The 21799-nt window shown below is 66.1% G+C and carries 19 protein-coding genes; 11 read left to right on the forward strand and 8 right to left on the reverse strand.

The genetic code is table 11. The annotated features are described in order from the left end of the window. Positions 1-41: 41 nt before the first annotated feature. The 3 genes from QE444_RS12655 (at position 42) to QE444_RS12665 (ending at position 3218) form a co-directional block, all read left to right on the forward strand. Entirely contained in the window at positions 42-1085 is a 1044-nt protein-coding gene (locus tag QE444_RS12655) for a lactonase family protein (protein WP_280307201.1), read from the forward strand. 63 nt (positions 1086-1148) lie between these two features. Continuing rightward, complete coding sequence (locus QE444_RS12660) at positions 1149-2465, forward strand: MFS transporter (protein WP_285387983.1); 1317 nt, start codon at positions 1149-1151, stop codon at positions 2463-2465. Positions 2466-2483: 18 nt separating this feature from the next. Further along, positions 2484-3218 carry an ABC transporter substrate-binding protein gene (locus tag QE444_RS12665; protein WP_187979112.1) on the forward strand — a complete coding sequence of 245 codons (735 nt, stop codon included), beginning with the start codon at positions 2484-2486 and terminating at the stop codon, positions 3216-3218. Positions 3219-3308: 90 nt separating this feature from the next. Here QE444_RS12665 and QE444_RS12670 read toward each other — a convergent pair whose 3' ends face one another. The 8 genes from QE444_RS12670 to acnA form a co-directional block, all read right to left on the reverse strand. Next, positions 3309-4370 carry an AbrB family transcriptional regulator gene (locus QE444_RS12670; RefSeq protein WP_208691075.1) on the reverse strand — a complete coding sequence of 354 codons (1062 nt, stop codon included), beginning with the start codon at positions 4368-4370 and terminating at the stop codon, positions 3309-3311. A gap of 29 nt (positions 4371-4399) precedes the next feature. Then, on the reverse strand, positions 4400-5296 hold the full coding sequence (locus QE444_RS12675; RefSeq protein WP_187979114.1) for a LysR family transcriptional regulator: 897 nt from the start codon (positions 5294-5296) through the stop codon (positions 4400-4402). Positions 5297-5314: 18 nt separating this feature from the next. Then, positions 5315-6586 carry a 3-oxo-tetronate kinase gene (gene otnK / locus QE444_RS12680; protein WP_309738875.1) on the reverse strand — a complete coding sequence of 424 codons (1272 nt, stop codon included), beginning with the start codon at positions 6584-6586 and terminating at the stop codon, positions 5315-5317. Positions 6587-6654: 68 nt separating this feature from the next. Further along, complete coding sequence (locus QE444_RS12685) at positions 6655-7725, reverse strand: isocitrate/isopropylmalate dehydrogenase family protein (RefSeq protein ID WP_309738877.1); 1071 nt, start codon at positions 7723-7725, stop codon at positions 6655-6657. Positions 7726-7950: 225 nt separating this feature from the next. Then, positions 7951-8871, reverse strand: coding sequence for a GntR family transcriptional regulator (locus QE444_RS12690; protein WP_183630291.1), 921 nt, complete (start codon positions 8869-8871; stop codon positions 7951-7953). A gap of 141 nt (positions 8872-9012) precedes the next feature. Further along, positions 9013-10350: a citrate:proton symporter gene (locus tag QE444_RS12695; protein ID WP_309738879.1), complete on the reverse strand. Its 1338-nt coding sequence runs from the start codon at positions 10348-10350 to the stop codon at positions 9013-9015. Positions 10351-10418: 68 nt separating this feature from the next. Next, a complete protein-coding gene (gene phbB / locus QE444_RS12700) occupies positions 10419-11162 on the reverse strand; it encodes an acetoacetyl-CoA reductase (RefSeq protein ID WP_187979117.1) in 744 nt (247 codons plus the stop codon). 159 nt (positions 11163-11321) lie between these two features. Beyond that, a complete protein-coding gene (gene acnA, locus QE444_RS12705) occupies positions 11322-14009 on the reverse strand; it encodes an aconitate hydratase AcnA (protein WP_309738882.1) in 2688 nt (895 codons plus the stop codon). Between the two features lie 232 nt (positions 14010-14241). On the opposite strand from acnA, the gene QE444_RS12710 reads away from it, so the two are divergent. The 8 genes from QE444_RS12710 to QE444_RS12745 all read left to right on the forward strand — a co-directional run bounded on the left by QE444_RS12710 (position 14242) and on the right by QE444_RS12745 (position 21747). Next, entirely contained in the window at positions 14242-14925 is a 684-nt protein-coding gene (locus QE444_RS12710) for a TerC family protein (RefSeq protein ID WP_187979119.1), read from the forward strand. Positions 14926-14955: 30 nt separating this feature from the next. Continuing rightward, positions 14956-15429, forward strand: coding sequence for a ribonuclease E activity regulator RraA (rraA, locus tag QE444_RS12715; protein WP_309738884.1), 474 nt, complete (start codon positions 14956-14958; stop codon positions 15427-15429). 57 nt (positions 15430-15486) lie between these two features. Further along, positions 15487-16152, forward strand: a complete 666-nt coding sequence (locus tag QE444_RS12720; protein ID WP_187979121.1) for an aspartate/glutamate racemase family protein — start codon at positions 15487-15489, stop codon at positions 16150-16152. Between the two features lie 136 nt (positions 16153-16288). Further along, the gene (locus QE444_RS12725) at positions 16289-17296 is read left to right on the forward strand and encodes an ABC transporter substrate-binding protein (RefSeq protein WP_309738887.1); all 1008 of its coding nucleotides are present in this window, start codon (positions 16289-16291) and stop codon (positions 17294-17296) included. Between the two features lie 26 nt (positions 17297-17322). Continuing rightward, positions 17323-18204 carry a TauD/TfdA family dioxygenase gene (locus QE444_RS12730; RefSeq protein WP_309738889.1) on the forward strand — a complete coding sequence of 294 codons (882 nt, stop codon included), beginning with the start codon at positions 17323-17325 and terminating at the stop codon, positions 18202-18204. Between the two features lie 158 nt (positions 18205-18362). Continuing rightward, on the forward strand, positions 18363-19244 hold the full coding sequence (locus QE444_RS12735) for an ABC transporter ATP-binding protein (RefSeq protein WP_183630282.1): 882 nt from the start codon (positions 18363-18365) through the stop codon (positions 19242-19244). 15 nt (positions 19245-19259) lie between these two features. Next, positions 19260-20126 carry an ABC transporter permease gene (locus tag QE444_RS12740; RefSeq protein WP_158896882.1) on the forward strand — a complete coding sequence of 289 codons (867 nt, stop codon included), beginning with the start codon at positions 19260-19262 and terminating at the stop codon, positions 20124-20126. A gap of 532 nt (positions 20127-20658) precedes the next feature. Further along, on the forward strand, positions 20659-21747 hold the full coding sequence (locus QE444_RS12745) for an LLM class flavin-dependent oxidoreductase (protein ID WP_309738892.1): 1089 nt from the start codon (positions 20659-20661) through the stop codon (positions 21745-21747). Positions 21748-21799: the final 52 nt, after the last annotated feature.

Raw genomic sequence — 21799 nt, forward strand, 5'->3', positions numbered from 1 at the left:
CGCGGACGTCGGACCCTTCCAGCCGGTGCCAGGAGAGCCCTATGTACGCCTATGTCGGCAGCCGAACCACCCGTGCCCGCCAGGCCCGCGGGGAGGGGATCAGCGTTTACCGGGTCACGCCCGCAGGCGCGCTGGAACTCGTCCAGGTGGTCGGCGACCTGATCAATCCGTCCTACCTGACCCTCAATCGGGCGGGTGACCGTCTCTATACGGTGCATGGCGACGAACAGGCGGTCAGCGCCTTCGCCGTCGACCGCCAGAGCGGTTGCCTAACCCTGCTCAACCGGCAAGCCAGCGGCGGTCGCAATCCCGTGCACCTGGCGCTGGCGCCGGACGATCGCCATCTGGTGGTGAGCAATCACCTCGGTCGCAGTCTCGCGGTACTGCCGGTGACCCTGGATGGCCGGTTGGAGCCGCTGGTCCAGCTGCTGGAGCTGCAGGGCGAACCCGGGCCGCACCGCCAGGAACAGCCCCATGCCAAGCCCCACTGCAATCCCTTCGACCCCAGTGGCCGCTTCGTGCTGGTGCCGGACAAGGGGCTGGACCGGATCTTCAGCTTCGCCTTTCACGACGGACGCCTGGTGCCGGTGGCCGAGGTGGCGACCCGCGAAGGCGCGGGGCCGCGGCATCTGGTCTGCCATCCGCACCTGCCGCGGGCCTATGTGGTCAACGAGCTGGATTCGACCCTCACCACCTATGCCTTCGCTGCCCGTTCCGGTGTCCTCGAACCCCTGGCCATCCACTCGACGCTGCCGGCCAGCTTCACCGGCAATAGCCGGGCAGCGGCCATCGAACTGGATCGCAGCGGGCGTCTGCTCTACACCTCCAATCGCGGTCACGACAGCCTGATGGTCTTCACGCTGGATCCCCGGAGCGGGCTGCCCACGCCGCTCGGCAGCCTGGCGAGCGGTGGCCGCACGCCACGCGCCTTCGCCCTGGCGCCGGATGGCCGCCAGCTGTTCGCCCTCAACGAAGACAGCGACAGCATCGTCACCTTCCTGGTCGACGAGACCCGGGGAATCCTCGAACCCACCGGCACGGCGGTGCGCTGCGGCAGCCCGGTGTGCCTGATCTTCAGCCGCTGAAGATCGTCGCCGCATCCCATAACAACAAGATCGGCCGCCCCGTTGCGGCCCTGTGAGGCCATCATGAACACCACCCCCGTGAGCCGGGACCAGGCCATCATCCGCAAGGTGACCTGGCGCATCATCCCCTTCGTCTTCCTGCTCTACATCGTCTCCTATCTGGATCGGGCCAACATCGGCTACGCGGCGTTGCAGATGAACGCCGAGCTGGCGCTGTCCAGCGAAGTGTTCGGCTTCGTCTCGGGTATCTTCTTCATCGGCTACTTCCTGTTCGAGGTGCCGAGCAACCTCCTGCTCGAACGCTTTGGCGCGCGGGTGTGGATCGCGCGCATCCTGCTCACCTGGGGGGTGATCGCCGCGGCCACGGCCTTCGCCCAGACCGCCATGCACCTCTATATCCTGCGCTTTCTGCTGGGGGTGGCCGAGGCGGGTTTCTTTCCCGGAATCATCGTCTACCTGACCTACTGGTTCCGCTCACGCGAACTGGCCACCACGGTGGCACTCTTCACCGCGGCGATCCCGGTGTCCTACGTCATCGGCGCGCCGCTCTCGACCTGGATCATGGACAACGTCCACTGGTTGGGCTGGAGCGGTTGGCGCTGGATGCTGTTTCTCGAAGGCATCCCGGCGGTGTTCCTCGGAGTGCTGTGCTATCTCTACCTCACCGATCGGCCCGAACAGGCACGCTGGCTGGCAGATGAAGAAAAGGTCTGGCTGCTCGCCGAGCTGGAGCGAGATCGCCAGGCGCGCAAGGACGTCAGGCATTTCGGCGCGCTCAAGGCCATGAGCAATCCCAAGGTGCTCTACCTGGCCTTCATCTACTTCGTCTACCAGTGCGGCAGCCTGGGTGTGGGTTACTGGATGCCGCAGATCATCAAGGGCTTCTCCTCCGCGCTGAGCCATACCCAGATCGGTCTGATCGCCACCATTCCCTACATCGTCGCCACCCTGGTGATGATCGCCTGGTCGCGACGTTCGGATCGCCACGGCGAACGGCGTCTGCACTCGGCCTTACCGCTGGCGGTCGCGGCGGTGGCGCTGGTGGGGGCCGGACTGGTGCGCGATCCCTACCTGGCGATCGGCTTGATCAGCCTGGCGCTGGCCGGTCTGTACAGCTTCAAGTCGCCGTTCTGGGCGCTACCGACGCTGTTTCTCAGCCGCTCCACGGCCGCGGTATCCATCGCCGTGATCAATTCCATTGGCAACCTGGGCGGCTTTGTCGGACCCTTCATGATCGGCATGGTGAAGGGCAATACCCAGAGCGCCTCGGCGGGCCTGCTGTTTCTCAGTGCGCTGCTGGCGATCGCCTTCATCATGACCCTGCTGATCCGTCTCGACCGTGGCGACGACGATACCCGCGCCGCTGCGGCCACCACCTGACCTCCAAGGAGTTCTCCCATGACCCCCAGCTCAGCGGTACTCGCGGACCTCGCCCCCCAGGGCGCGCTACGGACGGCGATCAACTACGGTAATCCGGTGCTGGCGCAGCGTGGCGCCGATGGCCAGCCGGCCGGGGTCTCCGCGGCCCTGGCCCACGCCCTGGCCGAGCGTCTGGGCGTGCCCGTGCAGTTCAGCACCTACGACGCCGCCGGCAAGGTCTTCGCCGCCCTCGAAGACGACGCCTGGGACCTGGCCTTCCTGGCCATCGAACCGGTACGGGCGGCGCAGATCGACTTCAGCCATCCCTACGTCATCATCGAGGGCACCTATCTGCTGCGGGACGCCGATCCCGCTCAGGGCGTCGCCGAGCTGGACCGGGCTGGCCGCCGTATCGCCGTGGGGCAGGGCGCCGCCTACGACCTCTACCTGAGCCGTACCCTGACCCAGGCCGAGCTGGTGCGGGCGCCGACCTCGGCAGCCGCCGTGGACTGGTTCGTCGACCAGGGCCTGGACGCCGCCGCCGGCGTGCGCCAACCGCTGGAGGCCTATGCCCGGGCTCACGCCGGCTACCGGGTGCTGGCCGACAGCTTCACCGAGATCCGTCAGGCCATGGCCGTGCCCAAGGGGCGTAGCGCTGGTGCGGCCTTCGTCCGGGATTTTCTCGACGAGCAGATCCGCAACGGCTTCGTCGCCCGCGAGCTGGCCGCCAGCGGTCAGTCCGAGGCACGAGTGGGACCGGCACTGGGCAGCTGACAGCATCCGGGCCGGGCTGCGGGCAAGGCCGCAGCCCCTCTCCTTGCCGCTCGCCACGCGTCCGACCGCGCTACGACGTTGCAGCGGGCGCTAGGGCGATTCCCTGGTCACCGGCTCAACCGAGCGTGCGCACCAGCGCCGATACAGCGGCTCGGCCACTGCCATCACCACCACCAGACGCAGAATCTGCATGGCGGTAACGGTGCCCACACCCAGCCCCAGGGCCTCCGCCGTCAGGTACATCTCGGTGGTGCTGCCCGGTGTCATGCCCAGGCCCAGGGTGGTGAAGGGCAGGGCGAATACCTGGGCCAGCAGCCAGGCGATCAGGAAGGTGGCGGCCAGGCAGAGCAGGGTGTAGAGGGTTGCCAGCAGCAGAAAGCGCGGCGAGCGGCGAAAGAAGGCGCGGTCGAAGTGGCACCCCAGGGTGACGCCGATGAGCATCTGGGCCAGGTGGCTCAGCGTCGGCGGCAGGCTGGTGACCAGGCCGCTGGAGGCGGTGACCAGGCAGCACAGGGCCAGGGGGCCGAACATCCAGGGATTGGGCCAGCCGCGGCGCTTCCAGGCCAGGGCCGCCACCAGCCCAGCAGCCAGCAGCGGTGCCAGCCAGCGCCAGTCCGGCGGCGGTGGGACATGGGCGGCCTGGGCGATACCCGGCACGCCCCAGAGCATGGCGGGCGGCACCACCAGCACGATGATCACCAGCCGCAGGGTATGGGCGGCGGCGACCTTGGGCGCATCGGCGCCATGGCGTTCGGCCAGATTGATCATCTCGGCGAAGTTGGCTGGCATGAAGGCGAAGAAGGCGGTCTTGCGTTCCGTGCCCAGGCGCTGCACGGCGGTGATACCCACCAGCGCCAGCAGTAGCGTGGCAACCGCTGCCAAGGCCATCAGCGGCAGGTGCCTGACGACCTCGGTCAGTACCGCCGGGGTGAAGTGCAGCCCAATGGCCGTGGCGATCAGCCATTGCCCCGCGGGGCGGCCGTGGGGAATGGCAGTGATGCGCCAGCCCAGGCAGCGGCAGAGGGTTACGGCGATCAGGGCGCCGGTGATCCACGGCAACGGCCAGTGCACCAGGCTGGCGAGCCAGCCGCCGAGCAGGCCGACGAAGGGGGTGGGCCACCAGGGGCGAGGGGCGAAGCGGGAAGTCGACATGGCGTTGTACAGGGATCCGGTTGCAGGGTTCAGGGGCGCAGATGACCGACGAAGGCCTTGGCTACCGGTGACAGCGCGCTATAGCGCCGCACCACTACGACGATGGCGCGACTGGCCCAGGCTTCGTCCAGTTCCAGGGCCACCAGTTTCATCGGCTTGAGATAGGGCCGCACGATGGACTCGGGCAGTACGCACAGGCCCAGGCGAATCGCCGCCAGCCGGCACATGGCCTCGAAGCTGCTGATGCGCACGCGTTGACGGATGCCGCGCTGGAGCAGCGCCGCCTGGCGCGAGAGCAGGGCGTTCATCGAGCTTTCCACGTGGGGGCCGATGAATTCGTGGTCCAGGGTCTCGGCGAAGCTTACCCGGTCACGCCCGGCCAGGGGGTGATCCGCAGCGGCGATCACCACCAGTCGCTCGCGGCGATAGGCGAAGGTCTCCAGGTCCAGGGCGGCGGTATCGGCCGCGACGATGCCCACGTCCGCCCGGCCTTCCGCGACCGCCTGGACGATGCTGCCACCCACCCGCTCCTCGATGTCGAAATCGACCCGCGGATAGAGGCCCATGAAGCTGGCGAGATCGGGAGTCAGGTGGTTGGTCAGCGCCGAGGTGATGGCTTGCAGGCGGATATGGCCGGTGGCGCCGCTGCCGTGCTCGTTGAGCTCCAGCTGCATGAGTCGCAGATCGCCATGCACCCGCTCCACATAGTGCAGCATGGTCTCGCCGGCCGGGGTGAGTCCCATGCCACGGGCGTGCCGGATGAACAGTGGCACCCCGACCTGGTCTTCCAGTTCGCTGATTCTCTTGCTCACGGCGGAGACGGCCAGATGGCAGAGCCGCGCGGCGCGGGTGACGTTGCGCTCCTGGGCCACCGCCCGGAAGACGTTCAGGCTGACCAGATCGTAGCGTGGCGCAGAGCCGCTCATGGGCGATCCTTGCAAGGGTCAGGGGGCGACGGCTAGGGCCCGTTCGAAGAAGTCCGGCGTGCCGAAATTGCCGGATTTGAGCGCCAGGACGATGGCCCCCCGGGCGCCGCTGCCCAGCGTCCAGGGTACGCCCGGGGCGATGGGTGCACCGATGCGCAGACTGTCAATGGCAAGTGCCTTGACCACTGCGCCCGAGGTTTCGCCGCCAGCCACTACCAGCCGGGTCACACCGCCTTCGTGCAGGCCCTGGGCGATGCGGGCCAGGGCGTCTTCCACCAGTTGGCCGGCGCGCTCCACGCCCAGCTGGGCCTGGGCCTTGCGCACCTCCCCGGGATCGGCGCTGCCGTAGATGAGTACTGGCTCGGAAGGCAGTCGCGTTGCGGCCCACTCCAGGGCAGCGCCGACCTGATCCTCGCCTGCGGCCAGGGCCAGCGGATCGAGGCGAAAGCCAGGCCGGTGCTCTAGCCAGAGGGCCACCTGGCCACGGGTCGCGGTGGAACAGCTGCCCGACAGCACGGCAGCCAGACCGGGCGCAGCCGGTAGGGCTGACGCTTCGGCATGGGCGGCCAGCAGACCCCGGCGACGGAAGTTGGCCGGCAGCCCCAGAGCCACGCCGGAACCGCCGGTGACGAGAGGATGATCCGCCACGGCTGCGCCTATGGCATGCAGATCGGCGTTGTCGATGGCGTCGACGATGACATGGCGGACGCCCTGCGCCTGGAGGTCGGCCAGGGCGGTGGCAATGGCTGCGCTGCCCTGGCGCACCTGGGGCAGGCGCAGCAGGCCCACGGAATGGGACGTCTGCGCCTGCAGCACCCGCACCAGGTTGCTGTCGGTCATGGGTGTCAGCGGATGGTGGCGCATGCCCGACTCGGCCAGGGGCTGGTCGCCGACGAACAACTGGCCGAGGTAAAGGGTTCGACCGTTTTCGGGGAAAGCGGGGCAGGCGATGCTCAGGCGCGCACCGAGGGCCTCGGCCAGGGCATCGGCGACCGGTCCGATGTTGCCGGCCGCGGTGGAATCGAAGGTGGAACAATACTTGAAGAAGAATTGCCGACATCCCAGCTCGCGCAGATAGGCCAGGGCCGCCAGGGACTGGGCGACCGCTTCGGCAGCGGGCAGGGTACGGGTCTTGAGGGCGACCACCACGGCATCGGCGTCGCTGGGCAGCGGACGGTCCGGCACGCCCAGTACCTGAACGGTGCGCATGCCCTGGGCCACCAGGGTACTGGCGAGGTCGGTACCGCCGGTGAAGTCGTCGGCGATGCAGCCCAGGAGCGGCGTGGCCATGGTGATTTTTCCTTGTTGTTATCCGGGATGAACGGGGCGCGCACGCCCCGGGAGACGCGGGTATGGCCTTAGCCGCGCAGGACCTGGGCCACCGCCTGGCCGAAGGCGGCGCAGCCCAGACTGCCGCCCAGGTCGGCCGTCCGCTTGGCCGGATCTTCCAGCACCTTGTCCACCGCCTGGTCGATCGCCGCGGCCGCTTCCTGAAGCTTGGCGTTGCCGCGGTGCTCGCCCATCCAGTGCAGCATCATGCCGATGGACAGGATCATCGACACCGGGTTGGCCTTGTCCTGGCCGGCGATGTCCGGTGCCGAGCCGTGCTGGGCCTGGGCGCAGCAGTGGATGTTGCTGGCCATGATCGAGCCGGCCAGGCCCAGGCTGCCGGAGAGTTCGCTGGCCAGGTCGCTGATGATGTCGCCATAGAAATTGGTGGCCACCAGCACGTCGAAGCGCTCGGGGTTGCGCACCAGGTGCGCGGTGGAGGCGTCCACCAGCAGGTCGTCCAGCTGCACCTCGGGGAATTCCTTGGCCACGTTGCGCACGCATTCCAGGAACAGGCCGTCGGTCATGTGGAAGCTGTTGGCCTTGTGGATGGCGGTGACCTTGCGACGGCGCTTCATTGCCAGCTCGAAGGCCTGGCGGGCGATGCGCTCGCTGCAGTGGCGGGTGATCTTGCGGGTCGACAGCGCCATGTCCGGTGAGGGCATCACCTCGCCCCAGCCGCGGCTCATGTTGCGATCCGGATAGAAGCCCTCGGTGGCCTCGCGCATGATCACCAGGTCCATGCTCTTGCCTTCCTTCATGTTGGAGGCGAGGAAGGGTCTGGTGCGCGCCGGGCGCACGTTGGCATAGAGATCGAGACCGATACGAAAGCCAGCGGAGACGTTGCGACCGCCTTTTTCGGGCGCCGGGTAGTCGGCATGGGACTGGGTGCCGAGGATCACGCCATCGTAGGTCTTGGCCTTTTCCAGGGTCTCGTCGCGCAGCGTGATGCCGTGCTTCTCCAGGCTGATGAAGCCGACGTCGTCGTAATCGAAGGTCAGTCCCAAGCCGAATTTCTCGTTGGCGACATCCAGCACGGACATGGACGCCTGGATGATTTCGGGGCCGATACCATCGCAGGGCAGGACCAGAATGCGCATTGTTTTCTCCTTGTAGATTCTGTGGGGAAGTCGGTCTGGTGGCTAAGTCGGCAAGGGTCAACGCCTGGCCAGAACGCTTTGTACTTTATGTCACCTAAAAACAATTCGTGCAATGGCGCAGGACAAAAAATGCGGTGCGATTCGTCGCGTGCGAACGCGGGCGCTCAGCGCCCGTGCGGAGGACGGGCGGGCAGGGGAAGTGAAGGGTTCAGGCAGGTGGGTAGATCAGGCGGGCTGCTTTGCCGCGTCTTCTTCGGCGGCTTCGAGCTGGCGATCCTGAGCAGCCTTGAGCCGGCTGACCACGTCGAGATGCTGGTGCAGGAACAGCGCCGCCTCTTCACGACTGCCGCCTTCGAGCAGGTCGAGGATGTGCAGGTGTTCCTGGCTCTGGCCGATCTGCCGCGAGCGTTCGACGTTGGAGCGATAGGCCATGAAGCGGCGCAACTGATTCTGCCGGCGGATGGCTTCGAGCAGGAAGACGTTGCCCGAGCAGCGCACCAGCAATTCGTGGAAGCTGGAGCCGATCTCGAACAGCTGCGCGCGGGACAGGGTGAAGAGCTCGCCGTCCAGCAATCGTTGCTGCCACTGGCGCGCCTGGGCGAAGGCGCGCTTGTCGATGCGGTAGCCCGGCTCGCGCAGGGCGAAGGGCTCGATGGCCATGCGGAAGCGATAGCTCTGGATATGGGCTTCGCTGTCATGCAGGAAGGTGTTGATCTCCCACCCCTGGCCAGGGCGGCGCTCGATCATGGCCTCGCTGGCCAGGCGATTGAGCACCTTGAGCAACTGGCCGCGGGGAATCTGGTAGCGGCGCAGCAACTCGGCCTCGAAGAAGCTGCTGCGGATGTCGCCGCGCAGCATGTCGTCCACCACCCGCAGATAGAGCTCCTCGTAGGGATCGTCCTCGCTGGGCAGGGCCGCCTGCTCGATGGTGCTGGCATTACGGGTCAGGAAGAAGCCGCGATTGGGCTCCTTGCGCGCCAGGCCCAGTTCTTCGAGAAGGGCAAAACCGCGGCGCACCGGTGAGCGGGAAACGCCCAGTTCCTTGGCGAAGGCCTCTTCGCGCAACGGATCACCGGCTTTCATCGAGCGGGCACGGGCAAGATCGATGATGCGCGGGGCGAGTTGTTCGGCGAGGTCTTTTTTCATCGGGAGTCTTCTGGACGACGGGTACCGGAGCGCAGGTACGGAAGAGGCTGGCCAGCCGGGTCTGGCGGATCGCCCTGACGTTACCATAACCACGGCCATCCGGAGCGGACGACGGCGCCGGACACACCGTCGCCGGGGCCGTCAGCGGGCCGAGTAGAGCGGGAACAGGCCGAGGGCCATGGAGACCGCCATGAGCAGAAAGCTCAGGGCGAACGCCCATTTCATGGTGTATTTCTGGTGGTCGCTGAACTCCACCCCGGCCAGGCCCACCAGCAGATAGGTAGAGGCCACCAGCGGACTGAGCAGGTGCACGGGCTGCCCGATCAGCGAAGCCCTGCCGATCTCTGCCGCACCGATGCCATAGGCCTCGGCCGCGTGGGCCAGCACCGGCAGTACGCCATAGTAGAAGGCGTCGTTGGACATGAAGAAGGTACCGGGGATGCTCAGCAGCGCGGTGATGGGCGCCAGGTAGTTGCCCCAGCTTTCCGGCAGGGCCCAGAGCAGCGAGCCGGACATCGCCTTGACCATGCCGGTCCCGGAGAGGATGCCGGCGAAGATGCCGGCGGCGATGAAGATCGAGATCTGCGTCAGGGCTGCGGGTGCGTGGGCCGAAATTCGCCGCCGCTGTTCGTCCATGTGCCGGTAGTTGATGGTCAGGGCGATGCAGAACGCGACCATGAACAGGATCGGCAGCGGCAGCAGTTCGATCACCAGGCAGGTCATCAGCGCCAGGGTCAGGAGGGCGTTGAACCAGAACAGCTTGGGCCGCCGCAGCTCGGCGTTTTCATCGCTCAGGGTGAGCAGATCACCCATGTCTTCATCCATACCCGTGGCGCGCAGGGGATTACCGCCCGGCGCCGCCAGCAGGCCCAGGCGGCGGCGCTCCTGCAGCCCCAGCCAGAACGCCAACGCCAGTACCCCGATGAAGCTCACGATCATCGGCGGGATCAGCGGGATGAACAGCTGGCTGGTTTCCACCTGCAGTGCGGCGGCGACCCGCGCCATGGGGCCGCTCCAGGGCAGCAGGTTGGTGACACTGGCAGCGAGGATGACCACGCAGGGCAGGATCAGCGGATTCAGCCGCAAGCGGCGGAACAGCGGCAGCATGGCGGTCAGGGTGATCATGTAGGTGGTGGAACCGTCGCCATCCAGGGACACCATGCCGGCCAGCAGGGTGGCGAAGAGCACCGCCTTGGCCGGATCGCCCTTGATCAGCATGATGAAGGTGCGAATGATGGGATCGAAAAGCCCGGTATCGAACATCAGGCCGAAATAGAGGATGGCGAACATCACCATGATGGCAGTGGGCGCAACCTTGCGCAGGCCATCGATCATCATCGGCCCCATCTCCGGCGCGAAGCCGCCGATGATGGCGAAGATGATGGGGATGATGGTCAAGGCCACCAAGGGCGGCAGCCGCTTGGTCATGATCAGCGCCATGAAGGTCACGATCATTCCATAGCCGAGCAGAGAGAGCATCTGTATCTCCTGATTCCAAAATACAACTTTTGTTGTGGTTGTCGTTGTGTTCGGTGGCGGAGTAGCGATCAGCTCATGTGAAGGCCGCCATTGAGGGAGAAGTCCGCGCCGGTGGCGAAGGCCGATTCGTCCGACGCCAGCCAGGAGCACATGGAGGCGATCTCTTCCGGCGTACCCAGGCGGCGCATCGGAATTTCATGAACGATGCGATCCATCTGCTCGGTCCGGGTGAGCGCCTTGAGCCGTGGCGTGGCGATGTAACCCGGCGAGACGGTATTGACCGTGACGCCGCGGGCTGCCAGCTCACGGGCCAGGGCCCGGGTGAAGCCGCGGATCGCCGACTTGGCGGTGGAATAGTTGACCTGGCCGACCTGACCGAGCTGGGCGTTGACCGACGAGATGTTGATGATCCGGCCCCAGCCGCGGGAGGTCATGCCGTCGATCACCTGCCGGGTGACGTTGAACAGCGAGTTGAGATTGGTATCGATGACGGTCTGCCAGTCACCCGGTTGCATGTCGCGGAACACCACGTTGCAGGCGGTACCGGCGTTGTTGACCAGCACATCGACGGAGCCGACCTCGTCGCGAATCTTGGCGAAGGCCGCCCGGGTGGATTCCCAGTCGGCCACGTTGCCTTCGGCGGCGATGAAGTCGAAGCCCAGCTTGCGTTGCTGTGCGAGCCAGTCGGTCTTGAGCGACGAGTCCGGGCCACAGCCGGCGATGACGGTGAAGCCATCCCGAGCCAGGCGTTGGCAGACGGCGGTTCCCAATCCGCCCATGCCGGCGGTAACGAAGGCGATGCGCTTGCTCATGTATTGCTCTCCTGTTGTCGTTCTTGTCGGGCGTGAGCCATGTAAGGCACGGTAAGACGAATCCAATTGTCTTGTAAATACACAAAATACAATTTAGGGATAAATGACCGGTCCAAGGTGGCTGTAGGGTTAGGGCCTCGGTGTACCGAGGCCCCTGGTTCAACTCCCTTGTTCGCCGAGGCTCTTGCGGATCACATAGGGCAGGATGCCGCCCTGACACAGGTAGAGCAGCTCCTGGCTGGAATCCAGCGGCAGTTCGAGGGCCACGCTGTCACTCCGGCCGTCCGGACGGATGATCTGCAGCGTGATGGAATTGATCCCTACCCGCAGTTCATCCAGGCCAGCGAAGTCCAGGCGCTCGTCGCCGGTCAGACACAGGCTCTCGGCGGTTTGCCCGGCCGGGAAGCGCACTGGAAAGATGCCCATGCCGATCAGGTTGCTGCGGTGGATCCGCTCGAAGCTCTGCGCCACCACCAGCCTGACGCCCAGGGTGGCCTGGGCCTTGGCCGCCCAGTCGCGACTGGAGCCGGCGCCATAGTTGATGCCGGCGAACACCACCAGCGGCGTGCCTTGGCGGACCCAGCTGAGGGCGGCGTCGTATACCGGCAATACCTCGCCGTCGGCTGCTCGCGCCCAGCCGCCCTGGCCCGGATGCGCCGGCAGCAGGCGATTCTTCACCGCGCGGTTGACGAAGGCACCGCGCATCATCACCTCGTGATTGCTGCGCCGGGTCGAGTATTGATTGAGGTCTTCCGGCGCCTCGCCATGGTCCACCAGCCAGCGACCGGCCGGGCTCTCCAGGGGAATGGCACTGGCGGGCGAGATGTGGTCGGTGGTGATGTTGTCGCCCAGCACCATCAGCGCCCGGGCGTCGCGCACGGCCAGCGACGCCGGCGGCTCCGGGGTTATGCCCTGCAGATAGATCGGACGGCGCAGATAGGTGGAGCTTGGCGACCAGGGAAAGCGCACGCTGCCCTCGGCCGACAACGCCTGCCAATGGTGGGTGCCGTCCCAGAGGGTGGCGTTGCGCTGGCGGAACAGTTCGGGCCGCACCGTTGCGCGGACCAGGGCCTGGACTTCGTCATCGTCCGGCATCAGGTCGCGCAGGTAGACCGGCTGACCGGTTTGATCCAGGCCCAGCGCGGCCTGTTCGAGATCGACGTCGATGCTGCCGGCGAGGGCATAGGCGACCACCAGAGCCGGCGAGGCCAGGTAGCCGAACTGCGCCTTGGGATTGACCCGGCCTTCGAAATTGCGATTGCCCGAAAGTACCACCACCGTCTTCAGGCCCTGGTCGGCGAAGGCCTCTACATGGGCTTCGAAGGTGCCCGAGTTGCCGATGCAGGTCATGCAGCCGAAGCCGGCCAGCTCGAAGCCGAGCGCGGCGAAGTCGCTCAGCAGATCGGCTTCACCCAGATAATCGGCCACCACCCGGGAGCCGGGTGAGAGCGAGGTCTTCACCCAGGGCTTGCGGGTCAGGCCGCGCATCCGTGCTCGTCGCGCCAGCAGCCCGGCCTGGATCATCTGGCTCGGATTGGCAGTGTTGGTGCAACTGGTGATGGCGGCGATGGAGATGGCGCCGTGGGTCAATGGCTGGCCAAAACTCGGCTCGAAGTAATCCGCTGCGGCTTGGCTGGAGCGGGCGATCAGTGCCGCAGCCGGTTCGGCGCGGAGCTCGGCGCGAAAGGAGTTGGCGGCTTCAGCCAGTGGCTGCCACTGGTGCGGCTGGTGCGGGCCAGCCACGCTGGGCTCTATGCTGGCGAGGTCCAGATGAATGACCTCGGTGAAAACCGGTTCGGGATCTCCGTCGTGGCGCCATAACGTTTGGGCTTCCAGGTAGGCGGCTACCCGCTCGCGCAGCTCGGGGCTGCGGCCGGTGAGCGCCAGATATTCCATGGTGACGGCATCGAACGGAAAGAACACCACGGTCGCGCCGTATTCCGGCGCCATGTTGGCCAGGGTGCCGCGGGCGGCCCAGCTCAGGCCCGACAGCCCCGGTCCGCAGAATTCGACGAACTTGCCCACCACGCCGCGCTGACGCAGCAACTGGGTGACTTTCAAGGAAAGGTCGGTGGCAGTCACTCCCGGACGCAGCGCGTTGGTCACGCGGATACCGATGACCTCGGGAAAGCTGATCGGTACCGGTTCGCCCAGCATGGCCGCCTGGCCTTCCAGACCGCCGACGCCCCAACCCAGGATGCCGATGGCATTGATCATCGGTGTATGGCTGTCGGTGGCGACCATGCCATCCGGGTGCAGCAGCGGCTGGCCGTCACTGGTCTCGCTCTCCCAGACCACGGTGCCCAAGGACTCCATGTTGACCTGGTGGATGATGCCGGTGCCTGGTGGCACCACCTTGAAGTTGTCCAGGCTCTTCTGTGCCCACTTGATGAACTGGTAGCGCTCGGTGTTGCGGCGATAGTCGATGTCCAGATTGGCTTCCACCGCACCTGGCTCGGCGAAGCGCTCGACGATCACCGAGTGATCGATGGTCAGCACCGCCGGGATGCGCGGATTCATCCGGCTCGGATCGCCGCCCAGTTCGGCCACCATGTCGCGCATGCCGGCGAAGTCGGCCAGGGCGGGCAGGCAGGTGGTGTCATGGAACATCAGGCGGTTGGGCAGGAAGGGCGCCTCGCATGGCGGGCCTTCACCGCGGGCCCGGGCCAGCACCGGCGGTAGCGCCTCGGGAAAGCAGCGGGCGACGTTTTCCACCAGCAGGCGCAGGGAATAGGGCAGGCGGGCCAGGGCGTCGGCGTCGAACAGGCGCTTGAGATCGGCATAGGCGTACTGCCGGTCACCGAGGGTGAGCTGGCCGGTATAGGCGGAATCCAGGGCAAACTTCATGGGCTATCCGGTCCAATTGCGAGAAGGTAGAGAGGTAGGGGAATGCTAGGAGAGCCGGCATCACCCGGAAATTGGTATCTGGCCAACGCAGCGTTCTCGGTCCGCGAACGCTGGATTTCAGGCTTGGCAAATATTGTTCTGTATTGATATAAAAGACAATATTAATGACCTGAAATCATTGCGGGCCGCTGCTGCCCAAGGGACGTCAGCCCCCAAATAGACGAGGTCCACCTTGCTTACCGCCCTGTCCGATCCGGTCTTCCTGACCAGTCTGCTCCAGATCGTCATCATCGATATCCTGCTTGGCGGCGATAACGCCGTGGTCATCGCCCTGGCCTGTCGGCGCCTGCCGGACGCGCAACGTCGCAAGGCCATCCTGGGTGGCGTGGCCGGGGCCGTCATCCTGCGCATCCTGCTGCTGTTCGTCGCCAGCTACGTGCTGGGCTGGCCGCTGCTCAAGGTGGTGGGCGGCGTGCTGCTGCTGTGGATCGGCATCAAGCTGCTGGTGCCCGAAGACGACGAGGCCGACGTCAAGGCCGGTACCACCCTGGGCCAGGCGATCTGGATCATCATGGTGGCCGATGTGGTGATGAGTCTGGATAACGTCATCGCCGTGGCCGGCGCGGCTCAAGGCCATCTGGGCCTGGCCGTCACCGGGGTGCTCATCAGCATCCCCATCATCATCTTCGGCAGCCAGCTCATCCTGAAGCTCATGGAAAGGTTTCGCTGGCTGGTGGTGGCCGGCGCGGCACTGCTCGGCTGGATCGCCGGCAAGCTGATTGCCAGCGATGAACTCCTGCAGGGGTGGCTCGGTACCGGTGACATGCACTGGGTCCCCTATGCCGCCGGCGTCCTCGGCGTCTTCATCGTGGTCGTGACCGGCCAGTTGCTGGCACGGCGAACGGTAACGGCCTGACCGATCTTTCGACCATCAAGGAGCACCACCATGACCTTCAAGACCACCGACCTCTGCGACGCGCATGGTGACCAGGCGCGGGTCCTGCAGCCGATCTTCCAGGACCTGGGCGGCCGCACCGATTTCGCCGGACCGGCGCTGACGGTCAGGTGCTTCGAGGACAACTCGCGTATCAAGGAACTCAGCCAGCAGCCGGGCGAGGGGCGCGTGCTGGTGGTCGATGGCGGTGGCAGCGACCGCTGCGCGCTGCTCGGCGACATCATTGCCGAGGACCTGGTGAAGAACGGCTGGGCCGGTGCGCTCATCTATGGTCAGGTTCGCGACAAGGCGGTGCTGACCGGGTTGCCGTTGGCCATCAAGGCGCTGGGCGTCTCGCCGCGCAAGTCGGTCAAGCGTAACAAAGGCCAGGTCGGCGAGCCGGTGACCTTCGCCGGGCAGACGATCCGCAGCGGCGATCAGCTCTACGCCGACGCCGACGGCGTGATCATCCTCGACGTCCGCTAGGCGCTTCCGCCAGCTACCCGTCGCCGTTCAGGCGGCCCTTCCTGGAGCGCTATCACCATGACCGCCGCCAAACGCATCTTTCTGATTCACGCCACCCGCATCGCCATCGAGCCCATCAACGCGGCCTTCGCCCAGGATTGGCCCCAGGCGCTGCGCTTCGATCTCTGGGACGATTCGCTGTCGAAAGACGCCAGCGCCGCTGGCGGCAGTACGCCAGCGCTGGACCAGCGCATTCAGGACCTGGCCGAGCATGCCTTTCGCGCCCAGGCCGACGCCGTGCTCTTTACCTGCTCGGCCTTTTCCAGCGCCATCGAAGCCTGCCAGCGCCGCTATCAGCGACCGATCCTCAAGCCCAACGAGGCCATGGTGCAGGAGGCCCTGGCCAGGGGCGGTCGCATCGCCGCCCTGACCACCTTCGGCCCGGCGGGCGCGGCCATCGTCAGCGACTTCGAGGTCGAAGCAAGCCGCCGCGGCCAGACGGTAGATATCTCACCAATCCTTTGCGAAGGCGCGCTGGAAGCCCTGCATGCGGGAGACCAGGCCCGCCACGACGCCCTTATCGCGGCGGCTGCAGAGCGGCTACGCGGCGACTATGACGTGCTCTGTTTCGCACAGTTTTCCATGACCGCCGCGCAATCGGCCAGCGAAGCCGCCTGGGGCGGCTCGGTGCTTACTACGCCGGCCAGCGCCGTGCGGCGCCTGCGACAGCTGCTTGAAGGCTAGGACCTTTCCAGCGGTCGAATTCACCCGGTCCTGCATCTCCGTGCATATGGTTAGTCAAATTCCGTCTTTACCAAAAGTTATAACAGCTCATTAGCCTATAACGCTTTCGGGTAGCCAGTCGGCACGGAGCGGGATGATGAGCAGGGTAGGGAAGGGATTGGCGGTTATCGCCGCGGTGGTGGGTGCCCTGGGTTTCGCGGGCAATGCCGCCGCCGAGGGCAGGATCAGCATCGCCCAGCAATTCGGCATCGGCTATCTGATCCTCGACGTGGTACGCGATCAGCAGCTGATCGAAAAGCACGGCAAGGCCGCCGGGCTGGACATCCAGGTGGACTGGAACAGCATCTCCGGCGCCACCGCCATGAACGAGGCGCTGCTGGCCGGCGCGCTGGACGTGGTCTCCGCCGGGGTACCGCCGATGCTGACCGTCTGGGATCGCACCCGCGGCCGGCAGAACGTCAAGGCCATCGCCGCCCTGGGCGCCATGCCCAACTACCTGTTGAGCAATCGCGCCGAGGTCAGGTCGATCAGCGACCTGACCGACCAGGACCGCATCGCCGTGCCGGCGGCGGGCGTGGGCTTCCAGTCGCGCACCCTGCAGATCGAGACGGCCAAGGTCTTCGGCGACGCCCAGTTCAAGAAATTCGACGCCATCAGCGTGAGTCTGCCGCACCCCGATGCCAGCGCCGCCCTGATGGCGGGCGGCGCGGAGATCACCACCCATTTCTCCAGCCCGCCGTTCCAGTACCAGGCGCTGGAGAATCCCCGAGTCCATCGCATCCTCAGCAGCTACGACGTCCTCGGCGGACCGGGCACCTTCAACGTGCTCTACACCACCGAGAAATTCCACGACGAGAATCCCAAGACTTATCGCGCCTTCTATGACGCCCTGGTGGAGGCCGCCGCCTTCATCCGCGCCAACAAGGCCGCGGCCGCCGAGGCCTATATCCGCGTCGAGCATTCCAAGCTGCCGCTGGCCCTGGTGCAGCGCATCGTCGGGGACCCGGAGATCGATTTCACCGTCGAGCCCCAGCGCACCTTCGTCTACGCCCAGAAGCTGCATGAGCTGGGCGTGCTGAAACACCAGGCTGCCGCCTGGCAGGACTACTTCTTCCCCGAAGCCCACGAGCGTCCCGGCAGCTGAGCTGGACCACCAAGGAGAACACTCCCATGACCCTCGCATCCCCCCGTCCGGCCGCCGGCGAGACTTTCGAGATCCGTCCCTTCGGCAACCTGGGGGCCGAGATCCTCGGCATCGATCTGGCCCAGCCGCTCAATGCCGAAGACTTCGCCCATGTCCATCGCGCCCACTTGGACCACCATGTGGTGGTGTTCCGCGACCAGCGCATCACCCCCGCGGAGCAGATTGCCTTCAGCCGCCGCTTCGGTGAATTGCAGATCCATGTCCTCAAGCAATTCCACCTGGCCGGCCACCCGGAGATCCTCATCGTCTCCAACATCGTCGAAGACGGCCAGCCCATCGGCCTGGGCGATGCCGGTAAGTTCTGGCACTCGGACCTCTCCTACAAGGAATTGCCGAGCCTGGGGTCCATGCTGCATGCCCAGGAGTTGCCGGAGGAGGGCGGCGATACCCTCTTCGCCAACATGCACCTGGCCTACGACACCCTGCCGGCGGCGCTCAAGCGCCAGGTCGACGGCCTGCAGGCGGAGCATTCCTACACCGCCACCTATGCCAAGCCGAAGTTCGAGGGCAACTGGCGGCCGACCCTGACCGCCGCGCAACTGGCCGAGGTCAAGGCGGTGGTGCATCCGGTGGTGCGCACCCATCCGGAAAACGGCCGCAAGGCGCTGTTCGTCAGCGAGGGCTTCACCACCCATATCGTCGGCCTGCCGGAAGACGAGAGTCGCGAGTTGCTGGCCGAGCTGCATGCCCACAGCGTCAAGCCCGAGCACCTCTATCGCCACCAGTGGCAGCCCCACGACCTGGTGTTCTGGGACAACCGCTCGCTGCTGCACCTGGCGGCCGGTTGCCCCAATCATCTGCGGCGCAAGCTGTATCGCACGACCATCCAGGGCGATGCACCTTTTTGAAAGCTTGCTCAAAGTCTGCTGCGCGTCGGCCAAACCGCGTTGAAAAGCCCGTCGGAATGCTCATTTACCACCCGTAAATTCCGCTTCCTCCGGTCTTTTCGCCTCGTTTGGCTTTAGCTCGCAAAACTTTGAGCAACCTTTAAATACCGGAGACGACCATGAATGCCCCTCTCGCTTCCCGTCCGCACCTGACCCTGGCGCAGACCCAGCCGCTGCTGCAGGTGCAAGATCTCGACCTCGAATACCGCACTCGCGAGCGCCGGGTGCGGGCTACCCACCAGGTGTCCTTCGAGGTGCATGGCGCCGACCGTTTCGTGCTGCTCGGGCCGTCCGGCTGCGGCAAGTCGAGTCTGCTCAAGTCGGTGGCGGGTTTTCTGCCGCCGCTGCACGGCGAGATCCGCCTGGATGGCCAGCCGATCAGGGGCCCTGGACCGGATCGCATCGTGGTGTTCCAGGAATTCGACCAGCTGCCGCCGTGGAAGACGGTGCTGGAGAACACCATGTTCCCGCTGCTCGCCAGTCGCCAGGCCAGTCGTGGTGAGGCGCGCGAGCGGGCGCTGCATTACCTCGACAAGGTCGGCCTGGCGCGCTTCGTCGATGCCTATCCGCATCATCTCTCCGGCGGCATGAAGCAGCGGGTGGCCATCGCCCGCGCCCTGGCCATGCAGCCCAAGATCCTGCTGATGGACGAACCCTTCGCTGCGCTGGATGCCCTGACCCGGCGCAAGATGCAGGAAGAATTGCTGGCGCTCTGGGACGAGGTGCGCTTCACCCTGCTGTTCGTCACCCACTCCATCGAAGAGGCGCTGGTGGTGGGCAATCGCATCCTGCTGCTGTCGCCCCATCCGGGCCGGGTCCGCGCGGAACTCAACTGCCACCAGTTCGGCCTCGAAGACTTCGGCGGCGCCGAATTCCAGAGTACCGCACTGCGCATCCACAACCTACTGTTCCCCGACGACGTTCAGACCCTGCCACCGGAGGTCGCCGACGAGCGCCTGCGCCTGCAGCAGGCCATCGTCCAGGGGCGCATTTCCTACTAGTTTCGAGGTAGACCCATGACTCGACAGCCCCCGGTGCGGGCCGAATACCAACGGGACCTCGCGCCCCTCGACGACCTGCCGCTGGCGGTCGAGCTGCCCCTGGTGACGCGCCTGTGGAGCCAGGCCTGGCTACGCAAGCTGGTGATCCTGGCGATCCTGATGCTGGCCTGGGAAGTGGCCGCCCGCTGGCAGGGCAACGACCTGCTGCTACCCAGCTTCCTGCAGACCGCCGCGGCCTTCTGGGATGGCCTGGTGACCGGCGAATTGCCGGCCAAGGTCGCCATTTCCCTCGGCACCCTGCTCAAGGGCTATCTGCTGGGCGTGGTCCTGGCCCTGGCGTTGAGCGCCCTGGCCGTGTCCACCCAGTTCGGTCGCGACCTGCTCGGCACCCTGACCTCTATGTTCAACCCGCTGCCGGCCATCGCCCTGCTGCCCCTGGCGCTGCTCTGGTTCGGCCTGGGCGAGAACAGCCTGGTGTTCGTGCTGGTGCATTCGGTGCTCTGGCCCATGGCGCTCAACACCTACTCGGGCTTTCTCGGCGTTTCCGACACCCTGCGCATGGCGGGGCGCAACTACGGCCTCAAGGGGCTGAGGTACGTCGGGCTGATCCTCATCCCGGCGGCGCTGCCGGCCATCGTCTCGGGCCTGAAGATCGGCTGGGCTTTCGCCTGGCGCACCCTGATCGCCGCCGAGTTGGTATTCGGTGCCTCCAGCGGCAAGGGCGGCCTGGGCTGGTACATCTTCCAGAATCGCAACGAGCTCTACACCGACCGCGTCTTCGCCGGCCTCGCCGCGGTGATCATCATCGGCCTGCTGGTGGAAGGCCTGGTGTTCGCCACCCTGGAACGGCTGACGGTGAAGAAGTGGGGCATGCAGCGGTAGGGTCTTCCCCGGCCTGTTGGGCTTCGCTGCGCTCAACCCAACCTACGGGATAGCACCGTAGGTTGGGTTGAGACGGCTCCACCGTTGAAGGGCAACAGACCACCGGGTCTGCCGCGGTAGGAACGCCTCTCAACGCTCGCTCGGACCGCCCCCTTTCCCTCTGGGAGAGGGCTGGGGTGAGGGCACCCTTCGCAGCGAAGTCCTCCAGTGGAAAAGGCTGCGCCGTTTTCCACACTACGGCGGCTGATCGCGGCCGTGGGCCGCTCCTACAGTAGCCGGATATCCCGTAGGAGCGGCCCATGGCCGCGATCAGCACAATGCTGAAGTCTCGTAGGAACGGCCACGTGCCGGACCGCCAAGACCGCGATAGAAAATCTAGTACTCCATGTCTTTAAATGCGCCTTATAAATAAATCTCGCATTAGGATATGCGCATAAGGAATTTCCTTCTTATGCCTTGCCTGCCTAAGGTGAACCCCAGCCAACGCCTTCCCGGAAGGCGTCCCCTTTACCTCGGCACGAGATTCACCACCATGAGCGTTCAGTTCCTCGGCATGATCGGCCATCGCCTCACCTCGGAGATCATCGCCCCCTCCGGTCCCATCTTCGACAAGGGCTATGTCACCCGCTTCGCCCAGGCCCATGAGCAGGCCGGCTTCGATCGCATCCTGGTGGGCTACTGGTCCGATCAACCCGATGGCTTCCTGGTCACTGCCCTGGCCGGGCAGGCGACGCAGACGCTCAAGTTCCTGCTGGCCCATCGGCCCGGGTTCGTCGCCCCGACCCTGGCGGCGCGCAAGCTGGCGACCCTCGACCATCTGCTCGACGGCCGCCTGGCGGTACACATCATCAGCGGCGGCAGCGACGGCGAGCAGCGCAAGGACGGTGACTGGCTCGATCATGACCAGCGCTACGCCCGCACCGAGGAATTCCTCGACGTGGTGCGCCAGGAGTGGACCAGCACCCAGCCCTTCGACCACGAGGGCGAGCACTACCGGGTGGCGAAGGGCTTCTCCGCCATCAAGCCGCTGCAGCAGCCGAGTCTGCCGGTCTATTTCGGCGGCTCCTCGCCAGCCGCCCTGCGGGTGGCCGGCAAGCACGCCGATGTCTTTGCGCTCTGGGGCGAGTCCCTGGCCCAGACCCGCGAGACGATCGCTGCGGTCCGCGCCGAGGCGGCGCGCCATGGCCGCACCCCCAGCTTCAACGTCTCCTTCCGGGTGATCCTCGGCGACACCGAGGACGCTGCCTGGGCCAAGACCGAGGCCATTCGCCAACAGGCCAAGGCGCGCCTGGCCGCGGAAGGCGCCGTGCATCCGGCCAAGCCGGAAGCGGTCGGGGCCCAGCGCCTGCGCGATACCGTGGCCCTGGGCGATCGCGTGGATCGCCGACTCTGGACCGGTATCGCCGCCCTGGTCGGTGGCGGGCACAACTCCACCGCCCTGGTGGGCACCGCCGAGCAGGTGGCGGATGCCTTGCTGGACTACTACGACCTGGGCGTGGACAGCTTCCTGATCCGCGGCTTCGATCCGCTCAACGACGCCGTCGAATACGGTCGCGAGCTGATCCCCCTGACGCGTGAGAAGGTCGCCGCGCGCCTGGCCGCCGCCCGTCGCACCGGCTGAAGCCTGCTGACCCACCCACCGCGCGACCGTACCCACGGAGCGCTCCCGATAT

This window comes from Pseudomonas sp. SORGH_AS_0199 (assembly GCF_031453735.1).
Lineage (GTDB): Bacteria > Pseudomonadota > Gammaproteobacteria > Pseudomonadales > Pseudomonadaceae > Chryseomonas > Chryseomonas aestiva.